Source organism: uncultured Campylobacter sp., assembly GCF_937973075.1.
Taxonomy (GTDB): Bacteria; Campylobacterota; Campylobacteria; order Campylobacterales; family Campylobacteraceae; genus Campylobacter_B.
This window is the reverse complement of sequence record NZ_CALBWL010000036.1, coordinates 1-18,070: the sequence shown is the minus strand read 5'-3', so window position 1 is coordinate 18,070 and position 18,070 is coordinate 1. Positions and strand designations below refer to the sequence as shown.

Annotated in this window: 15 protein-coding genes and 1 other RNA gene; 11 read left to right on the top strand and 5 right to left on the bottom strand. The window is 45.9% G+C overall.

The window, feature by feature from the left end; all coding sequences use genetic code 11:
• Window positions 1–1,114: 1,114 nt before the first annotated feature.
• Window positions 1,115–3,724: an AAA family ATPase gene (locus Q0274_RS05000; protein WP_298028124.1), complete on the bottom strand. Its 2,610-nt coding sequence runs from the start codon at window positions 3,722–3,724 to the stop codon at window positions 1,115–1,117.
• Window positions 3,725–3,940: 216 nt separating this feature from the next.
• Here Q0274_RS05000 and Q0274_RS04995 point away from each other — a divergent pair, with 216 nt between their 5' ends.
• The 8 genes from Q0274_RS04995 (at window position 3,941) to Q0274_RS04960 (ending at window position 10,226) form a co-directional block, all read left to right on the top strand.
• Window positions 3,941–5,230, top strand: coding sequence for a S41 family peptidase (locus Q0274_RS04995; protein ID WP_367271914.1), 1,290 nt, complete (start codon window positions 3,941–3,943; stop codon window positions 5,228–5,230).
• 10 nt (window positions 5,231–5,240) lie between these two features.
• Window positions 5,241–5,960, top strand: a complete 720-nt coding sequence (gene purC / locus Q0274_RS04990; protein ID WP_297896375.1) for a phosphoribosylaminoimidazolesuccinocarboxamide synthase — start codon at window positions 5,241–5,243, stop codon at window positions 5,958–5,960.
• A gap of 3 nt (window positions 5,961–5,963) precedes the next feature.
• Window positions 5,964–6,200 (top strand): phosphoribosylformylglycinamidine synthase subunit PurS, encoded by a 237-nt coding sequence (gene purS / locus Q0274_RS04985; protein ID WP_295152905.1) that lies wholly within the window; start codon window positions 5,964–5,966, stop codon window positions 6,198–6,200.
• Window positions 6,197–6,862: a phosphoribosylformylglycinamidine synthase subunit PurQ gene (gene purQ / locus Q0274_RS04980; protein WP_298028121.1), complete on the top strand. Its 666-nt coding sequence runs from the start codon at window positions 6,197–6,199 to the stop codon at window positions 6,860–6,862. The genes purS and purQ overlap by 4 nt, the downstream gene beginning before the upstream one ends.
• The gene (locus tag Q0274_RS04975) at window positions 6,856–8,148 is read left to right on the top strand and encodes an SH3 domain-containing protein (RefSeq protein WP_295152901.1); all 1,293 of its coding nucleotides are present in this window, start codon (window positions 6,856–6,858) and stop codon (window positions 8,146–8,148) included. The genes purQ and Q0274_RS04975 overlap by 7 nt, the downstream gene beginning before the upstream one ends.
• A complete protein-coding gene (locus Q0274_RS04970) occupies window positions 8,129–8,815 on the top strand; it encodes a 1-acyl-sn-glycerol-3-phosphate acyltransferase (protein WP_297962494.1) in 687 nt (228 codons plus the stop codon). Before Q0274_RS04975 ends, Q0274_RS04970 begins: the two co-directional genes overlap by 20 nt.
• Window positions 8,816–9,254: 439 nt before the next feature.
• Window positions 9,255–9,737 carry a hypothetical protein gene (locus tag Q0274_RS04965; protein ID WP_298028119.1) on the top strand — a complete coding sequence of 161 codons (483 nt, stop codon included), beginning with the start codon at window positions 9,255–9,257 and terminating at the stop codon, window positions 9,735–9,737.
• Window positions 9,738–9,752: 15 nt separating this feature from the next.
• Window positions 9,753–10,226, top strand: coding sequence for a hypothetical protein (locus Q0274_RS04960; protein WP_298028117.1), 474 nt, complete (start codon window positions 9,753–9,755; stop codon window positions 10,224–10,226).
• Window positions 10,227–10,397: 171 nt separating this feature from the next.
• Here the strand turns inward: Q0274_RS04960 and Q0274_RS04955 are convergent, their stop codons facing one another.
• Window positions 10,398–11,435 (bottom strand): hypothetical protein, encoded by a 1,038-nt coding sequence (locus Q0274_RS04955; RefSeq protein WP_298028115.1) that lies wholly within the window; start codon window positions 11,433–11,435, stop codon window positions 10,398–10,400.
• 106 nt (window positions 11,436–11,541) lie between these two features.
• On the opposite strand from Q0274_RS04955, the gene truD reads away from it, so the two are divergent.
• Window positions 11,542–12,654, top strand: coding sequence for a tRNA pseudouridine(13) synthase TruD (gene truD, locus Q0274_RS04950; RefSeq protein WP_298028113.1), 1,113 nt, complete (start codon window positions 11,542–11,544; stop codon window positions 12,652–12,654).
• Window positions 12,655–13,079: 425 nt separating this feature from the next.
• Here truD and Q0274_RS04945 read toward each other — a convergent pair whose 3' ends face one another.
• Window positions 13,080–13,445 (bottom strand): hypothetical protein, encoded by a 366-nt coding sequence (locus Q0274_RS04945; protein WP_298028112.1) that lies wholly within the window; start codon window positions 13,443–13,445, stop codon window positions 13,080–13,082.
• Between the two features lie 341 nt (window positions 13,446–13,786).
• Here Q0274_RS04945 and rnpB point away from each other — a divergent pair.
• Together rnpB and Q0274_RS04935 are read left to right on the top strand one after the other, a co-directional pair.
• Window positions 13,787–14,103, top strand: an RNA gene (rnpB, locus tag Q0274_RS04940) — RNase P RNA component class A.
• A gap of 37 nt (window positions 14,104–14,140) precedes the next feature.
• Window positions 14,141–14,419 carry a hypothetical protein gene (locus Q0274_RS04935; protein WP_298028111.1) on the top strand — a complete coding sequence of 93 codons (279 nt, stop codon included), beginning with the start codon at window positions 14,141–14,143 and terminating at the stop codon, window positions 14,417–14,419.
• A 1,175-nt stretch (window positions 14,420–15,594) separates the two neighbouring features.
• Here Q0274_RS04935 and Q0274_RS04930 read toward each other — a convergent pair.
• Together Q0274_RS04930 and Q0274_RS11105 are read right to left on the bottom strand one after the other, a co-directional pair.
• Window positions 15,595–16,665, bottom strand: a complete 1,071-nt coding sequence (locus Q0274_RS04930; protein ID WP_298028109.1) for a DNA recombination protein RmuC — start codon at window positions 16,663–16,665, stop codon at window positions 15,595–15,597.
• Window positions 16,655–17,464 carry a hypothetical protein gene (locus Q0274_RS11105; protein WP_367271912.1) on the bottom strand — a complete coding sequence of 270 codons (810 nt, stop codon included), beginning with the start codon at window positions 17,462–17,464 and terminating at the stop codon, window positions 16,655–16,657. The genes Q0274_RS04930 and Q0274_RS11105 overlap by 11 nt, the downstream gene beginning before the upstream one ends.
• Window positions 17,465–18,070: the final 606 nt, after the last annotated feature.

Genomic DNA, 18,070 nt, shown 5'->3' with positions numbered 1-18,070 from the left:
AGAATTTTGCCTCCACTTCAGATTTAAAATTTCAAGTTGCGCGGTTTGGAATTTCGATCATTGACCTCTATTTTTAAAATTCCAATCTCATCTGCCTTCTTAAATTTTTTAATCTAAAATCCTCGTGTTTTGAATCACGCAGCTTGAAGTCGCTGCTTCTTAAATTTAAAATTTTAAGCTCTGAAATGCGGAATTACACTCAATAAATTTTAAAATTTCAAGCCCATTGCGCAGCTATTTGGTAAAAATTTTATCAGGCAGAATTCGGCTTGGTAAATTCTATAGAATGCTACTATGCGAGAGGAAAAATGAGATTTTAAATAGAGTATTTTAATTCCCAACGGGATGAAATTATACGATATACAAGAGGCTATCAGACGAAATGAGCGAAATGCGTTTCAATTCCCAACGGGATGAAATTATACCATCTTTTGCTCCCATTAGGAAATTAGGCACTGCCTTGTTTCAATTCCCAACGGGATGGAATTCTACGCAAGCTTAAAGGCTCTAATAAAAGCAAAAAAAAAGACGTTTCAATTCCCAACGGGATGGAATTCTACCCAGCGCAGCGAGCTTTTGCTCTCTCCCTTGTCAATTGTTTCAATTCCCAACGGGATGGAATTCTACGGAGATAGAGGCAAAGCTTACGGCGCTGCAAAATAGCCGTTTCAATTCCCAACGGGATGGAATTCTACAGAGCAGAGCGTAGAGCAAATCTACAAAGATAGCTAGTTTCAATTCCCAACGGGATGGAATTCTACAAAAGGCTATTATGAAGCTGCCCGCCCGCGGCGTTTCAATTCCCAACGGGATGGAATTCTACCAAAATAGGGGATTTTATATCTGTCCTTGTCAATTGTTTCAATTCCCAACGGGATGGAATTCTACTTCGCCTTTTCGACTCTGAATCAAGCCAAGAAACGGTTTCAATTCCCAACGGGATGGAATTCTACTATGCGCCGATCCTATCATGGCGCAAAATACCAAGTTTTAATTCCCAACGGGATAGATTACCCGCTCAATTTATATTAATTAATAAAGTATTAGATTTACTTTACCAAATTTACTCCACCAAAGCGCGGAATTTACCCTACAGGATAAATTCCGCCCGATTTTACTTCACCCTCTTTATCTCGATCTCGCCGTCACGCGCGCCGATTTCGATCCGATCGCCCGTTTTGATCTCGTCGCTTAGGATCATATCGGCGATCTTATCCTCCACCAGATCGTAGAGCGCCCTTCGTAGCGGTCTTGCGCCGTATTCGATATCAAAGCCCGCCGAGGCGATGAGCTTTTTGGCATTTTCACTTAGGCTCGCGTTAATGCCGCGATTTGCGAGCGTTTTTTGCAGACTCTTAAACATAATGCCCACGATTTTTATAAGATCGTCCTCGCTTAGGGCATTGAAGATCACGATATCGTCCAAGCGGTTGATAAATTCGGGCTTGAAATAATTCTTAAGCTCGCTCTTTACCGCCTCCTCTCGCTCGGCAAGCGCTACCTCGCGCGGCTTGTCCGTATTTTTGGCGTCAAGCTCCATAATCTTAGCCGAGCCGATATTGCTTGTTAGGATGATGATCGTGTTTTTAAAATCAACCGTAACGCCCTTATTATCGGTCGCGCGTCCGTCGTCTAAAATTCCAAGCAGGATGTTAAAAACGTCCTTGTGCGCCTTTTCGATCTCATCAAAAAGCAGCACAGAGTAGGGCTTTCTGCGCACCGCTTCGGTAAGCTGTCCGCCCTCGTCGTAGCCCACATATCCCGGAGGCGCGCCGAGGAGGCGCGATACGCTGTGTTTTTCCATATACTCGCTCATATCAAAGCGGATCATCGCTCGCTCATCATCGAATAAAAACCTAGCGAGGCTCTTTGCGCTCTCGGTCTTACCGACGCCGGTAGGTCCTAAGAACAAAAAGCTTCCGATCGGGCGGTTTTCATTCACGAGCCCCGCTTTGTTACGCTTGACTGCGCGAGCGATGGCGTGCAGCGCCTCATCTTGCCCCACGACGCTCTCTTTTAGATGCTCCTCGATGTGGAGGAATTTCTCCTTTTCGGAGGAGAGCATTTTGCTTACCGAGATGCCCGTCCACTTGCTTAAAATTTCAGCCACGCTCTCCTCGTCCACGCGGTTTCGCAAAAGCACGCCGTTTTCTTTCATCGCGTCCCACTTCGCCTCAAGCTCCTTGACCTTCGCCTGCGCGGCGGGGATCTTGCCGTATTCGATCTCGGCAGCCTTGCTAAGATCGCCGTTGCGTCTTGCTAGGCTGGCTTCGTTTTTAAGGCTATCGATTGCTTTTTTAGCCTCGCTGATGCCGCCGAATACGGACTTTTCGTTTTCAAATTTAGCCTGAAGCGCGTTTTTTTGCTCGGTTAAATTTTCGATCTCTTTGTCGATCTGCGCGAGCCGCTCGTCGTTTTTGCCGTCATCCTCCATCTTAAGGGCTTCCTTTTCGACCTGAAGCGTGAGGATGTCGCGCTTGGCCTTGGCAAGCTCGTTGGGCTCGCTTTCGATCTGCATTTTAAGTTCTGCCGCCGCTTCGTCTATCAGATCGATCGCCTTATCAGGCAGAAATCTATCGCTGATGTAGCGATCGCTTAGCCTTGCAGCCGCCACAAGCGCGCTATCGGTGATGGTGACGTTGTGATGCACCTCTAGTCGCTCCTTTATGCCGCGCAGGATCGCCGTAGCCTCGCTCACGCTAGGTTCCGCGACCGTTACGGGCTGGAAGCGGCGCTGAAGCGCGGCATCTTTTTCAAAATACTTTCTATACTCTTTCAGCGTCGTAGCGCCGATCGCGTGCAGCTCACCGCGCGCAAGAGCGGGCTTTAGGATGTTTGCGGCATCCATCGAGCCTTCGCTTGCGCCCGCGCCTACGATAGTGTGAATTTCATCGATAAAAAGCACGACATTCGCGGCTTTTACGACCTCGTTTATGACGGCTTTGAGCCTATCTTCAAACTCACCGCGGTACTTCGCGCCCGCGATCAGCGCACTCATATCAAGCGCGATAACGCGTTTGTTTTGTAGGCTGAGCGGAACCTCTTTTTTGGCGATCAGCTGCGCAAGACCCTCGACGACCGCGGTTTTTCCCACGCCCGGCTCGCCCAGTAGGATAGGGTTGTTTTTCGTCTTGCGGATTAAAATTTGCATCATTCGCGAGATTACTTCGTCGCGGCCGATGACCGGATCGAGCTCGCCCGCGATCGCCTTGGCGGTGAGATCGACGCCGAATTTACTAAGAGCTTCAAGCGTCTCGTCGGCGGTTTGCGAATCGATGCTTTTGCCGCCGCGAAGTGCCTCTAGCTCCTTTTTGATCTCGCTAAGATCTGCAAATTTAGACAGAATTTTCTTTAGCGGATCTGCGTTTAAATTTGCGATCAGCCAGGTATCTACGGCGATAAATTTATCGCCCGAGCTCGTCATCAGCCCTTTTGCGACCTCTAGCGAGTTCATCAGCTCGCGCGAGATTCGCACGTTTTCCTTCGTGACGTTTGAGCTCGTAGGCAAATTTGAAATTTCGCTTTTGATCTCAAGTTCGACCGCGGTCTTTTCGATACTAAATTTATTAAAAATTTGATTTAGCACCGAGCTGCTATCGGCTACCAAAGCCCAGAGCATGTGCAATACGCCCACTTCGCTATTTTTGGAATGGATCGCCAAAGAAACGCTGCTTTCGAGCAAAGAGCGCATTTTATCGGTTAAAATTTCAATAGTTTCGTTCATAAATTTTCTCCTAAAGTTGAAGTTGGTTGCATTATATAACTTTAGTGTCTTTATGTCAAGGTTTTTTAGTGAGATTTTAAAATTTTCGGCTTAAATTTATCCGTAAACGCGCAAATTTCGTATGAAATTTACCTTATTTTTAGCCAATTTTCTATAAAATTCACTCCATTTTACTTTCAAGGATAAACTTTGCGACAAAAACACCTCTTCTTCGGCTTGGGATTCATATTTTCTCTATTTTTAGGCGTTAGTTTTTTTACCGGAAATTTACAAGCCAGAGAGGTTAATGCGACCAAAAAGCCAGACAGCGAAAAAACGCGTCTGGAGGCGCTAGCTAAGCTTACCAAAACGCTTGCGATCGTCGAAAACAATTACGTCGATGAGATGACTTTTTCTGAGCTTGTGGACAAGACGATCTCGGGGCTTATGAATAACCTCGACGCGCACTCAAGCTACATGGACGAAAAGGCGTTTAACGATACGAAAGTCCAGACTGAGGGCGAGTTCGGCGGGCTTGGAATTCAGGTGGGTATGAAAGACGGCGCTCTGACCGTCATCTCGCCTATCGAAGGCACTCCTGCCGACAAGAAAGGCATTCAGGCTAACGACGTGATCTTGCGTATCGACGGCAACGCGACCTTCGGCATCACGATCGACGATGCAGTCTCAAAAATGCGCGGCAAGCCGAAAACCAAAATCACTCTAACGATCGTGCGCAAAGGTGTTAGCAAGCCTTTTGACGTCGAGATCGTCCGCGACATAATCAAAGTAGAATCGGTCTATGCCAAGATGATCGAGGATGATAAAATTTTATATCTGCGCGTTACGAATTTCGATCAGCACGTAGTTCCGGATGCGAGCAAATTTATAAAAGAGCATAAAGACGCCAAAGGTATTATTTTGGATCTGCGAAACAACCCGGGCGGGCTTTTGGATCAGGCGATCGGACTCGTAAATTTATTCGTCGGCAAAGGTCTTATCGTCTCGCAAAAAGGGCGCGCGAAAAACGAAACCGAAGCGCATAACGCCGATCCTAAAAAGAAGATCACCGACTTGCCACTGGTAGTGCTAGTAAACGGCGGCAGCGCGAGCGCGAGCGAGATTGTAAGCGGCTCGCTTCAGGATCTAAAGCGCGCCGTGTTAGTTGGTGAAAAAACTTTTGGTAAGGGAAGCGTGCAGGTGATCCTACCGATCGAGGATAAAGAAGCCTTGCGACTAACCATAGCGCGTTACTATCTATCAAGCGGTCGCACCATCCAAGCGGTGGGCGTGACGCCCGATCTCATAGTGGCGCCGGGCAAGGTGCCGAGCCGCGATGAGGATGAATTCTCGCTAAAAGAAGCTGATCTCAAAAAGCACCTGCAAGGCGAGTTAGCCAAGGTCGAGACCAAGAAAAAAGATGCTCAGAAAAAGGATGAGAAAAATTTCATCACCGCAGAGCAGATTAATAACGATATCCAGTTAAAAACCGCAATAGACGCGATAAAAATTCTAAACATCAAGTAAGGAGAATGTGATGCAAGCTACCAAAAAAGAGCTCATCTACGAAGGCAAGGGCAAAAAGATGTGGTCGGTTAACGAAAGTGACGACCTTTTGATCTCGGAATTTAAAGATTCGCTGACGGCATTTAATGGCGTCAAAAAAGCCGAAGAGAGCGGCAAAGGCGCGCTGAATTGTAAAATTTCGACGCTGATTTTTGATCTGCTTAAAAAGCACGGCATCGCCACTGCGCTCGTAGAGACGATCAGCCCGACCGAGCAGCTCGTGAAAAAATGCAAAATTTTCCCTCTTGAAATCATCGCTCGTAATATTGCCACCGGCTCGCTTACAAAGCGCCTGGGTATCAAAGAGGGCACGAAGCTTCCGTTTGCTCTGGTGGAGTTTTGCTATAAAGACGACGAGCTGGGCGATCCTATCCTAAACGACGAGCATTGCTTGCTGCTTGGCGCCGTAAAGAGCCAAAGCGAGCTTGACGAACTCAAAAAGATCGCGCGCAAGATCAATGAAATTTTGATCAAATTTTTCGACGAGCGAAATTTAAAGCTCGTGGATTTCAAGATCGAGCTTGGCAGAGATAAGGACGGCAATATCCTACTTGCAGACGAGATCAGCCCTGATAGCTGCCGCTTTTGGGACAAACAAACCGACAAAAAGCTCGATAAGGACGTATTCAGACAGGATCTTGGTAGCGTAAAAGTGGCCTACGAAGAGGTCTTGCGTAGAATTTTAGGATAAGCGATGAAGGTGATCGTAAACGTAAGGCTTAAGCAGGGCGTGCTCGATCCGCAGGGCAAGGCGGTTTTGCACGCCCTTGCTGCGCTTGGATTTAGCGGCGTACGAGATGTGCGCGTAGCCAAACAGATCGTCCTTGAGCTAGATGGCGAGGATAGGGATAAAATTTATGCCGAAGTTGCCAAGATGTGCGATGAAATTTTGGCAAACACCGTCATCGAAGACTACGAGATCGTGATATGAAGGTAGCGATCGTCAATTTCCCCGGCACCAATTGCGAGCGCGACACCAAATACGCCTTTGATAAGCTCGGTTGCGAAACGCAGATAATCTGGCATAAAGAAACCGCCATAAATGCCGATCTGATCGTGCTGCCTGGCGGATTTAGCTACGGGGATTATTTGCGAACCGCGGCGATTGCTAAATTTAGCCCTATAATGCAAGCGGTGCTTGATCACGCGCGAAAGGGCGGCTATATTTTGGGTATCTGCAACGGCTTTCAGATGCTTTTGGAGCTGAAGCTGCTTGCAGGAGCGATGAGTAGAAATATAAATTTAAGCTTCATCTCAAAATTTTACCATCTGCGCGTCATCTCAAACGACAATAAATTCCTGCGCTGTTGCGAAAAGGGCGAAATTTTAAATATCCCGATCGCGCACGGCGAGGGCAATTATTATGCGGACGCCGATACGCTAAAGTCGCTATACGACGAGGATTGTGTGCTGCTAAAATATTGCGACGAAAACGGCGCGGATCTAAATCCAAACGGCTCAGTGGACGCAATCGCAGGGATTTGCGATAAAAACAAAAAGATTTTCGGCCTGATGCCGCATCCTGAGCGCGCGATAGAGCCTATTTTAGGCGGCACGGACGGAGAGAAAATGCTAAAAGGCTTAATTTGCTAAAAAAAATTCTTACTATTTTAGGTGTCTGCACGCTTGCGTTTGCTGCGCCGGAGATTGAGATCGATTCGCTTGATGATCTAAGTAAATACGCGCCGAAAAAAGCTGAGGATAAGCCGGACGAGCCGCAGACACGCGATAATTCCAAAGTGATGCTGAAGTATAATAAAAAAGAGGTTATGTCGATGGATAATCTAAGCATCGACGATCTTAAGGCTTTGGCGCCTACTAACGAAGTCGATCTGGATGTATCCGACGATAAGGTCTATCAGGACATTAAGCCCAAAGAGCTTACGCTAAAAGCCAGCGGGATGCCTAGAAAGGTGTATTGCAATCAAATTTTTAAGATTGATTTCGCCGTGTATTTAGGGCAGAAAATCACCGTTAAGCCAAAGCTAGAGATCAGCCGCACCAATGGAATGAAGTGGCTTAATGCCGACAATCTTACGTGGATTGAGGGTGACGAGATGTTTGAGACGACGCTGTGGTTTGCAGCAAGCGATAAGAGTGATAAGATAAATGAGCTCGTTTTGACCTTGCAGCGCAACGGAGAATTCTTTGAAAAAAGCTCTATCAAACCTGATAATCCGGAATTTATGAAGCTTGACACGAAACCTAATTTTTCGCATATCGTAGCTGACGAGCTGAAACTTAAAAACTACAAAACTACTAAATTTGACGACGCTTCAAATTTACTCACGCTCGATCTTGGTATCCGAAACGGCGCAATCAGCGCTTTTAGCATTGATAATCCCGCCATTATCAAGCAGGGTGTGGACTCCGTGCGCGGCACATACGCGAGCCAAAGCGGATATTATTTCGCCGTCGTGGATAAAAATATCACAAATTTAGACTTTAGCTATTTCAATCTTAATACTAAAAAATTTGAAAATTTCGGGCTTGAACTCAATCCGCGTGCCGAGGATCTTAGCACGCAGATCGGTCTAAATCCGAAAGAGAGTAAGTTCGAAGCCTATAAGCAGATCGCGATCTATACGCTAGCTGCCGTGCTTTTGGTGATGTTTCTGCTTAGTAAAAATATCACGCCGCTCATCTTTGCTGTGCTGATTTTGGCGGTAAATTTCTATGCGCAAAGGCCTTACGGCACGGGCAGTATCGCGCAAAATTCCCCCGTTAGAATTTTGCCTATGCAAAGCTCCACCGTGTTTTACGTGACTAAAAATCCCGAAAAGGTTGAAATTTTGGGTACGAATAAGGAATTTTATAAAATTATGCTGGGCGGCAACAAGATCGGCTGGGTTAAAAAAGATGAGCTTAGCAAGGATTAGAGCGCTATTTTACGCGATTTGGTTTATTTTTACCGTCGTTTGCGTCGTGATCGCCATGGCGGTGAAAAACTCCTCTCATCGCCGCTTCCGCCGCATTTGGGGGCGCTTCCAGCGCTACGGCGTCGGGTACGATATACAGATCATAGGTACCCCCGATCCGCGCGCGCAGCTAGTAATCGCCAACCACCAAAGCATAATGGATATCGTCGTGCTCGAAGAAACCCATCCCGCCGATATCTGCTGGATCGCTAAAAAGGAGATCGCAGACATCCCTATCATCGGCAAAATCATCACTCTTCCGAAGATGATCCAAGTCGATCGCTCAAATCCACGCGATCTGGTGCGGATCGTGCACGAAGTGCAGCAGCGCGTGAGCGAAGGGCGCGTCATCACGATGTTTCCCGAGGGCACCAGACATCGCGGCACGCAGCTTTTGCAATTCCAAAGCGGCGCCAAAGCGATCGTTAGTAAGCTCGGTCTGCGTGTCCAGCCAGTGGTACTCATCGGCACACAGCACATCGCAAACTCTCACGATTTCACCGTCCATAGCGGACATGTCAAAATCATCTACCTAGACCTGCTCGATACGAGCGATAAAGATTGGCTGCAGCACGCCAGAGAGGCGATGCAAGCCGTAATCGACGAAAACGAAACCGCCGAAGCATAGGCGGGATTCATAAATTTATCGATGAAATTCAAACGCGACTTTTGTTAATTCACGCGATTTCTGTGCGCTAGCGCGTTTATTTGCGCTTTGATTTGCGGCGGCGGAATTTTTATAAATTTCATCCGCTCGTGTTAAGTGGCGTCGAATTTTTAAATTTCGTTCGTGCGCGCGGACGGCAAAATTTTAAAATTTTATCCATGCGTTCAGGTAGTGGAATTTTAAAATTTTATCTAAACTACAGGTGGCAAGTTATCGGCGAGAGACCCACAAGAAAACAGCGCCTGCATAAAAGCGAAATTTTAAAATTTACGCGGCGCGGAAAGATGAAATTTGGCGTATATTTAGCCATTTGTGCAAATGGCTAAACGATTTGCCGCAAGAGCAAAAGACGGCGCAACCCGCAAGCAGTCTAAAATTTTAAATTCTTAAGGAGGAGAGAATGGCGTTTGTTACAGAGCGTATTTCAAAAGAGGATGTCGAGAAATACGATTTACTAAAACCCTGCAATGAGATATGCAATAAGTATTATCAGGGTGAGCTTGATTGGGTAGATTTAAATTCAAGAAGTTGGTGCATAGATCGAGAAAGAGGTATTTGGCTTTTTTCAGTGCGCAGTATCACTATCGGAGATCCTAGAGATATGAACTATAGCGGCGAGGATATATGGCTTTTGCACTATAAAGGTAAAGATATAGAGATCGATTTAAGAGATATAAACAACGAAAATACCGGCAAAAAAGATACGGATAATCCGTTTATATTAATATATGAACTGGAATCTATAAGAAGCGATATCGGAGATACACCAAAGCAAGAGATTGTGGATATTTTAAAAGAAATTTTAAATGAGTATAAGAGAGGGGCTATAATAGATTCTATCCCTAGAGAAAATATTCAAGTAACTTTCATATCAAAAATTTAAAGCAAAGGGGATAAAGTGGCGTTTGTTACAGAGCGTATTTCAAAAGAGGATGTTGAAAAATATAGTTTATTGGAAACGATAAACAAAATACGCAAAAAATACGATGATGACGAAATTAGTCTATGGTTTCTAGAAAGACTAGATTGGTGCATAGACCGAGAAAATAACACTTGGCTAATTCGTATATCGCATGATTATTTAAGAGATATAGGGGATTATGCCTTAACTAAAACGATATGGTTATTGCATTATAAAAGTAACGATATAGAGCTGGACTTGAGGCGGATTTTTAATGATGAAACGATTGGCGATCCGTATAGAATTATTTATGAGCTTCACGATATCAAAACAGATATCAAAAATATAACTACTGATGAAATTATTGATACCTTGAAAAAAATTTTAAGCGTATATGGCGGTGGCGGAGTTGGACTAGAAAATTTTACTCCAAAAGAGAAATTAAAGGCAAGCTTAATAGTTAATTTATAGCAAAGGACAACATACGAGCCACAGGGCAAAACAAGCAAATGCCGAATTAAAGAAATAGTATAGGATAAGCCGCCTGCGATTAAGAAAACTATTTGCTTTAGCCGATCATAAATATGTAGTCGATTTAAAATTTTACCGCCGTAATAGGATAAATTTCAAAACCACGTTCGCTTAAATCAGCGTCGGCTTTAGTTTGCGTGCCGAAAAGTCAGGCTTCTCGCCGCGAGCTAGAGCGATGAGCTCATCCGTCGCGATTAGATAAAAGCCCGCGAGATCTCTGCCGAAAAGCCTTTGGATTTCATTGCTTCTGCCGTCTAAAAAATCAAGCGCGAGCTTGGAATTTACTAGCAAAAAATCGCTTCCGCTATCAAACGCGTCAAATAAAATTTCGCCCCCCAGCCGCAGCGCGCACTCCCGCTCCCGCTCGTATATCTGCGCTCCAAGCGGCGCGCCTTCGCAGCCAAAGTGCACAATCTGCGCGCCCAGGCTGCTAGCCAGCTTCTCCGCAGCCTCATCGTACCACACGGCGACGTTAAAGCCGCTAAAATTGTGCTTCGCGCCCGCTGCGTCAAATTCCGCCATGCTCTGCGCGCTTAAAATTTTATTGCTGCGCGCAGGCTCAAATTTTAAAATATCGCAAAACGCTCTGTATACCGCGCGGTCGTCAAACTCCATCCCCACGGCGTCGCACTTCGTAAAATACGCCATCTGCGGCTCGATGATCTCCAAAATCCTCATGCGCTCGCTCGGGTGCGTCTGCATCAGGCGGTGCGCGAAGATAAAGGCGCTGTTGCCCAAAAACTCCTGCGAGCATGCGGGGATTTTCGTCGAGTAAAAATAGGGCGCGAGGCTTTTGTAAAACTCGAAATCAGAGACGTCCGCGATGCTCTCAAAGGCTTTAAATTTATCCAAAAACGCCCTCGACTCGCAGCGCAGATCTTTAATCGCCTCTTTTTCGCTAAGAGGCGCGATGATTAGCTCGCTTCCAAAGTGCGCTATGAGCGTATCTAGCGGCTCTTTTACGCTCACCGTCGTGCCCCTGATTTTTACAAATTCCACTCCCTGCGCGCTGAAATAGGGGTCGTGCGCGCAGATGTCGTCAAGCAGTGCCGCAAGATCGGCAAAGGGCGCGCTTTCATAAACATAGGGCTTGAAGTAGCTAGCGACGTCGCAGCGCGGGTCGAAGCGAAAGAGCCTGATTTGAAGCATTTTTCATCCTTTTTTTATGGCGAATGATACTAGAATTTGCCTTAATAATGAGTTTTTTAGGCTCAATTTTATAAAATTGCGCCTTAGATTAACGCAAAGGCCGGCTATGAAAAATTTATACACCCTAAATCACGCGCCGATAAATGCGCATTTTAGTAAAAACTCAAGCGATTTCGTCGTGCGCGAAGTGCCGCTTTACGAGCCTAGCGGTGAGGGCGAGCACTGCATTTTGCTGCTGCAAAAAAAGGGTATCGGCACGCACGAGGCGCTGCGGATTTTAAGTGAACGCACGGGCGCTAAGATGCGCGAGTTCGGCTATGCGGGACTTAAAGACAAGCAAGGCCTTACGACGCAGCACGTTAGCATGCCCGCTAAATTTGAGCCCGCACTGGGCGGATTTTCGCACGAAAGCCTTAAAATTTTAAGCGTGCAAAGGCACAAAAACAAGCTTAAAATCGGACATCTAAAGGGCAACGACTTTTTTATCCGCCTAAAAAAGGTCCTACCGCCCGACGCCGTCAAGCTCGCAGCCGCGCTAGATACGCTAGGGCGCGAGGGCTTTGCGAACTACTTCGGCTATCAGCGCTTCGGCAAGTTCGGCGACAACGCGGCGCAGGGCGAGGAGGTACTGCGCGGACAGAGGCGGCTTAAAAACCCCAAAATGCGCGACTTTCTAATCAGCGCCTATCAGAGCGAGCTTTTCAACCGCTGGCTCAGCAAGCGGGTCGAAATTTCAAAATTTGCGGCTGAATTTAGCCTTGGCGAGTTTGCTAAAATTTACGAACTAAGCAAAGATGAGGCACGCGAGATCGCGGCTCAGCCGCAGTTTTTTAAGCTGCTAAGGGGCGAGATTTTAGGACATTTTCCGCACGGCGCGTTTTTTAGCTGCGACGATCTTGGCGCGGAGTGCGAGCGGTTTGCGAGGCGAGAAATCACGAGCGCAGGCCTTATCGCGGGGCGAGCGAAGCTGCGAGCTAGCGGGCTTGGCGGCAGATTTGAAGATGAAATTTTTGCGCCTGCTTGCGAGTTTGAGGCGCAGATGAACGGCTCGCGCAGGTTTGCGTGGAGCTTTATGGAGCGCGTGCAGCACGCCTACGATGCGCAAAATGCGCATTTTAGCTTCAGTTTTTACCTACCGAAAGGTTCTTACGCGACGGTCGTTTTGGAAGAAATTTTGCACCGAGATATATTCGAGGGCGCCGCGACGGACGAGGATTGAGCCGCGCCGCGGAGTAGGGCTCATGCTATGTCAAACCGCGCCGTAGAGTAGGGTTCACGCCGCACTTGCGCTAAGTCACACTGCACCGCATCGCGGAGTAGGACTCCGTCACTCCGCGCCCCACGTTAAACCGCGCTGTAGAGTAGGGCCTTGGCTACGTCGCGGCGCACCGCGCGAAATTTTACGGAATTTTAAATCTTGGCTGCGTGGATTTAAATTTGCGCGGCAGAAAATTTTATGAAATTTCGTGAAATTTCATCGCAGCAAGCGCGCCGTTTTGTCTAAGCCATAGAATTTAAAATTTTATTCTGCTCGGCCGTAGGTAAAATTTGCTAAATTTCACCTTTTTATAGTTGTCCAAATTTATTTTCGTCAATAACCAGCAAAATATTATTAAGCTTAAAATCGCTTAAGTCTTTTATCTACTATTGCCCGTTTACAATATTTTCAAAAAAATTATTCTCTTCCCAAAAGTAGCATTCTAACATTTTTAAAATTCCATTTTCCAAAAGTACCATTGCTCCTCCAATGTTTTCATCAGAAAGCGTTAAATTTACATTGCTGACAAAACCGTTGTTTTTGCTTTTTTCTAATATTTTTTTACACTCAAAATGGCAATAATATCCGGCTGTTGAAACCTCTCTTTTTATAATTTCTGAATTTTCAAACTGCTTATAAAGCGCATAATCGCCTAAATCATCACTTATTAGTTTAATAATTTCAGCCTCGATATTTGCAATATCTGTAAAATTATCGAGGGATAAACATCGTTCCGATTTTTGGTTTTCCATTTTTTATAACTCCACGTACAGTAATTTCATAGCCTTTAATATTAACTTTATAGCCATTAGTAAAATTATTTGACAACTTACTATTTGCCATATCTCTTTCAAGTTCTTTAATTATAGCATTATAAGCTTGTTATTGATTATTTTTAAATTTATTTAAAAAATCATCTAATTTATGCTCTTTTTTTGTTAAAGATGTGATTTAATTTATTAGCTTCTTTATCGTCGTCATCCTCCGGCGGTAATGGTGCAGGGGCAGGAGTTTATACTTGCTCACGCCAAAAATTCCACCCCTTAAATTCCGCAAGCCGTGAAATTTAAGCCAAAAAAGCTATAATTGCGCTCGGGTGTGGTGTGCGGTCGCTCCGCAAGGAGAGGAAAGTCCGAGCTGCGATAAGACAAGGTTGCGTCTAACAGACGCCGGGGGCAACCCTAGGGAAAGTACAACAGAAAGCAAACCGCCGCGCAAGCGGTAAGGGTGAAAGGGTGGGGTAAGAGCCCACCGCGCGCGTGGAGACACGAGCGGCAATGCAAACCCAACCTGCAGCAAGAACGGGTGGTTTCGTCTTATATTCGAACCGTTCGCTCGAACCGATTTGCAAAAATCGGTCTAGATAAATGACCGCTGTAACGGAACTCGGCTTATAACCACACCTATTTTTACGCCGAATTTATTTACTTGGAATAAGGAAAAAATTTTGAAAAGCTTAATTTTATGCGGTACGCTTTGCGCCGTCGTTTCAGGGCTTGGGGGCTGCGCGAGTGCGGGCGCTGATAAAGCTATAATCTTGCAAGGCGACGCTCACGATCGCGCCTGTGCAGAGGTTTATGAGCACTATAAAGAGCTCGAAGCGGAGCTCTTGGCGGTCGAGGATCGATACGCAAACCCAAGCGTTGCGAACGATTATATACAGAATTACGACGAGTACGAGCGCACTATCGCCTACTACAACGAAAATTGCGCAACTGATAAATAGGCGGCGCAGACTGAGCGTGATTTGGTATAAGTGTGGCGTGACGCAGCAGCACAAAGCACTTAAAATTTTATAAAATCTCTAAAAAATATTGAAAATTTTACGCGAAGCAAAAAGCATTTAAAATTTATTACGTACGCTTGGCTCTAGCGATATAAAGTTGCGGTGTGAAGCATGGGCAAGATGCCTATTCATGCCCGCATTTAGCTTGGTGCGCTAAATTTGCTGTAATCGTATAACGGCGTCACATACTCGCGCATTGGCTAAGGAACGCACAATTTATTAATGGATCGGCGCGAAGCCTTGAAGTCGCGAAGTCGCGAAGTCGCGCTCAAAAATTCCGTCGCGCAGATTTGAATTAGTGACTTAAAGTGGCAAAGCAATACCCCAAAATTTAGCCGCGAGGCGGACGACGAACGATTTATTAATCGGATCGGTGTAAAGTCGCACCAAAAATTCCGTCAAATGGAGTTGGTTGCTGTGCCCGTTTATGCGTCCACTAAAGCCTTGTAGCCTCAAAATTCCGTCGCATAGATTTGATCGGCGCCTAGGCGCTTGGATCGATCGTAAAATCAGGTCTCAAAAATCCTGTTACTCGGTTTTGACCTGCTGCGCGATTTTCGCGGCATATAAAGGCGGTAAAACGAGATCGTTAGGGTAGCTTTAAGGTGCAGTGCGATTTTTCGCTTGTGTATGCGGTTTTTGAGGCGCTTGGTAATTTCAGTTTACTTGCAGAGTTTTAAGATGTGCGGTTTTTTGAGACTATAGTAGCGGGATTTTGGGTTTTTAGCGCGAAAGTATTTGGCGTATTTGCAGTGCTATGGCTCTGATTTTTGTCGAGAAATTTTAGAATTTTGCGATTTTGCAAGAGAATTTTGTGTGTTTTGGCGTCGCGTCGAACTTAAAATTTCATCTTGCCGCCGTGTAAAATTGCGCGCCTAATCTTTTTGTATTTTTAAATACGGCGTATGTTTTGAGATTCGCGTCCGTTTTTGAAATTTTACTCCGAATTGCCCGCGATAATTTTAGAAAGCCGCGCAAGCCTGTAATGCAAAAGTTAAAGCTTTATAAGAGGCGGAGCTTAAGGCGCCTTTACCGATAATCTAGCCGCACAAAATTCCGCCGCGTTGTAAGCTTACTAAAGCACTCCAAGCCGCATTGTGCTACGGTTTGCCTCATTACAGCTCGCTAAAACGCTCAAAGCGGGCTTTTAGAGATTTTGCATTTTTGTTTAAAAGCTCCGCTTGTGCGGCGAGCTTATCTGCGTATGTTTGAAGCGCCGTCGCATACTTAGCATGCGCATCAAAGTCCGATTTTAGCGCGTAAATTTCATCTTTTACCGATTTTATATTTTGCGCGAGCGCTTCGTCTTTTACGAAGGTGCGGATCGTGCCTAAAAGCGCCAGCAGCGTCGTGGGTGATGCCGCGAAAATGCCGATTTGCGCGCAGTATTCAAGCACCTGCGGCAGCTTCTCGCAGACATATACAAAAACTGCTTCGCTGGGCACGAATAGCACCGCAAACTCCGTGCTAAGAGGCGGTATGATGTATTTCTCTGCGATATCTGCGGCATGCTTTTTCATATCTGCGGCGAGTTGCTTATCCGCACTAGCAAGCGCTGCGGCGTCGTTTGAGGCGGAGGCGGCGATAATTTTTTCATAGCTTTGAAGTGGAAATTTTGAGTCGATGCAAAGAATTTTTTCTTTTGCGATATGTAGCGCGCAGTCTGCGACCCTGCCGTTTGGTAGGTGCTTTTGCAGCTCGTAAAATGCAGCGTTTTGCCCATAGATCATCGATAAAATTCTCTCTAATCGGTACTCGCCGAAGTTGCCGCGCAGCTTGACATTGCCTAAAATCGAGTTTAGCCTTGCGATTTCGTCACGCACCTGAAGCGCAGTTTTATTTTGCTCGCTCATTCGCGCTAGATTTTCCGCTATGTCCTTAAAGCCACGATCCAGCGAGCTTAAATTTTCGCTAAGCGCGCTATTTTGGCGCTGCAAACCCTCGCCCAGGGATCTATTAAGATAATAAAGCTTATCGTTAAAGCCGTCATTTAGGCTTTGATTTAGCTTAAAAAGCTCGGCACTTGCTCTCGCACTTTGAGCTGTGAGCCTTTCGCTTAAAAGCTCGCTAAGCGTGGAGTTTGCATCGCTTATGCGGCGGTTTTGTAGCACGAGCGCGATCAGTAAGGCAAGCACTAGCGCAGCAAAAAATGCAAACGCCGCGAGCAAAATCCCATCAGCGCCCATTTTCTTGCACGCTTTGCGGATCTAAAATTTCATTTTTATAGCGTAGATATTCGATGTCGTTGTTAAGCGCGCGATTTTCCTCAAGCAAAACCTCGTGTTTAGTGCGAAGCGCGGCGATGTCGCGGCTGATGTAATAAATTTCGTTGCGGATGTAAATCGCCGGCACCGTCAGCAAAAACGCAAATCCGATCAGCAGATAAACGACTAAAAGCTGATAAAGCGTGAGATTTTTCTCCTTTTTTTTCTCGGCGTCGTAGTTGCGTAGTAGCTCGTCCTGCGCGCCCGCGAAATTGCCGTAACCGCGTCCTGCAGCAAGGCTTGAATAATCCTGCACGCCCAGATTCGCGTAATTTTGATTTTGCGTATTTGCAAAGTTCGCACCCGCAAACGCTGCATAATCCGCCTTGCCGACAAAATTGGCGCCTGCGAAATCGCCGTAGCTCGCTCCGCTGGAATTATCGCTGCCACGAGTGGCTGAAATATTTGCGTCGCCGCGTCCTTTAAATTTTACTTTACTGTTTTTATTAAATTTTGTTCCGCCGCTTTCGGAATTTAGATAGTTTTGGGTGCTTGTGAAGTCTGAACTTTCGAATTCCAAGCCGGTAAAATCGTCGTAACCGCCCGCTGCGCCCACGTAGTTTCGTTTTACGGCAAGATCCGCGGCTAGCTTATCCTCTAGCTCCTCATCCGTCAGATCCTCCATAGCTCGTCTTTTTGCGAGCTCTATGCCCGCTATATCGGATGTCCCTGCAAAGTCGTGCCCATCATCGTCGTCGGCAAAATATTCATATTTGTTCATTTAAAATCTCCATAAATTTAAAACCACGATCTTATCTTTACTCGCCGCCAAAGCGCCTGCGTCAAGATAAATTCAGCTCGAAACTCGCAGCTCGCCTGTGCCCAGCAATGAGCCGTTAAGGTAAAATTTAAAAGCCAAAGTTACGAGCAAAATTTTTCTTTGCAATTTTACCTCGGTAAATGGAATTTTATCTTAACTCGCCAAATTCTATCTTGGCCAGCAAAAACAAAATTTTACTTTAGCGGGCTATTTTTGTTAATTTTGCTCACTCTTTGCACCGGCAGGCTCGTGGAATCAGGTAAAGATAAATTCCAGCCGTAGCGGGCAAGATTATGCTGCTTTTACCCATTTTATACGCTGCCGGCTTGCAAAATTTATATTGGCAGTAGAGTTATATGCTCTAAATTCCGATATCTAGTTTAAAATTTTTACGTTGATAGTTTTTGCATTTACGGCGAAATTTCATTTACTTCATCCGCTATCTATCTGCAAAATTCTATCTTGGCAAGCGAAATTTAACAGCTTTGTCTATTTTCGCCGCCTTTGCATCGCCTGCTTGGGAAATTCATTTTGACAAGTAAAAATCGAGCTCACTTTACCGAGATT

Bases quoted from the DNA above. Each gene is read 5' to 3' on its own strand.
- Q0274_RS05000 (WP_298028124.1), bottom strand. From the start codon at position 3,724: ATGAACGAAACTATTGAAATTTTAACCGATAAAATGCGCTCTTTGCTC.
- purC (WP_297896375.1), top strand. From the start codon at position 5,241: ATGCAAGCTACCAAAAAAGAGCTCATCTACGAAGGCAAGGGCAAAAAG.
- purS (WP_295152905.1), top strand. From the start codon at position 5,964: ATGAAGGTGATCGTAAACGTAAGGCTTAAGCAGGGCGTGCTCGATCCG.
- purQ (WP_298028121.1), top strand. From the start codon at position 6,197: ATGAAGGTAGCGATCGTCAATTTCCCCGGCACCAATTGCGAGCGCGAC.
- Q0274_RS04970 (WP_297962494.1), top strand. From the start codon at position 8,129: ATGAGCTTAGCAAGGATTAGAGCGCTATTTTACGCGATTTGGTTTATT.
- Q0274_RS04965 (WP_298028119.1), top strand. From the start codon at position 9,255: ATGGCGTTTGTTACAGAGCGTATTTCAAAAGAGGATGTCGAGAAATAC.
- Q0274_RS04955 (WP_298028115.1), bottom strand. From the start codon at position 11,435: ATGCTTCAAATCAGGCTCTTTCGCTTCGACCCGCGCTGCGACGTCGCT.
- truD (WP_298028113.1), top strand. From the start codon at position 11,542: ATGAAAAATTTATACACCCTAAATCACGCGCCGATAAATGCGCATTTT.
- Q0274_RS04945 (WP_298028112.1), bottom strand. From the start codon at position 13,445: ATGGAAAACCAAAAATCGGAACGATGTTTATCCCTCGATAATTTTACA.
- Q0274_RS04930 (WP_298028109.1), bottom strand. From the start codon at position 16,665: ATGGGCGCTGATGGGATTTTGCTCGCGGCGTTTGCATTTTTTGCTGCG.
- Q0274_RS11105 (WP_367271912.1), bottom strand. From the start codon at position 17,464: ATGAACAAATATGAATATTTTGCCGACGACGATGATGGGCACGACTTT.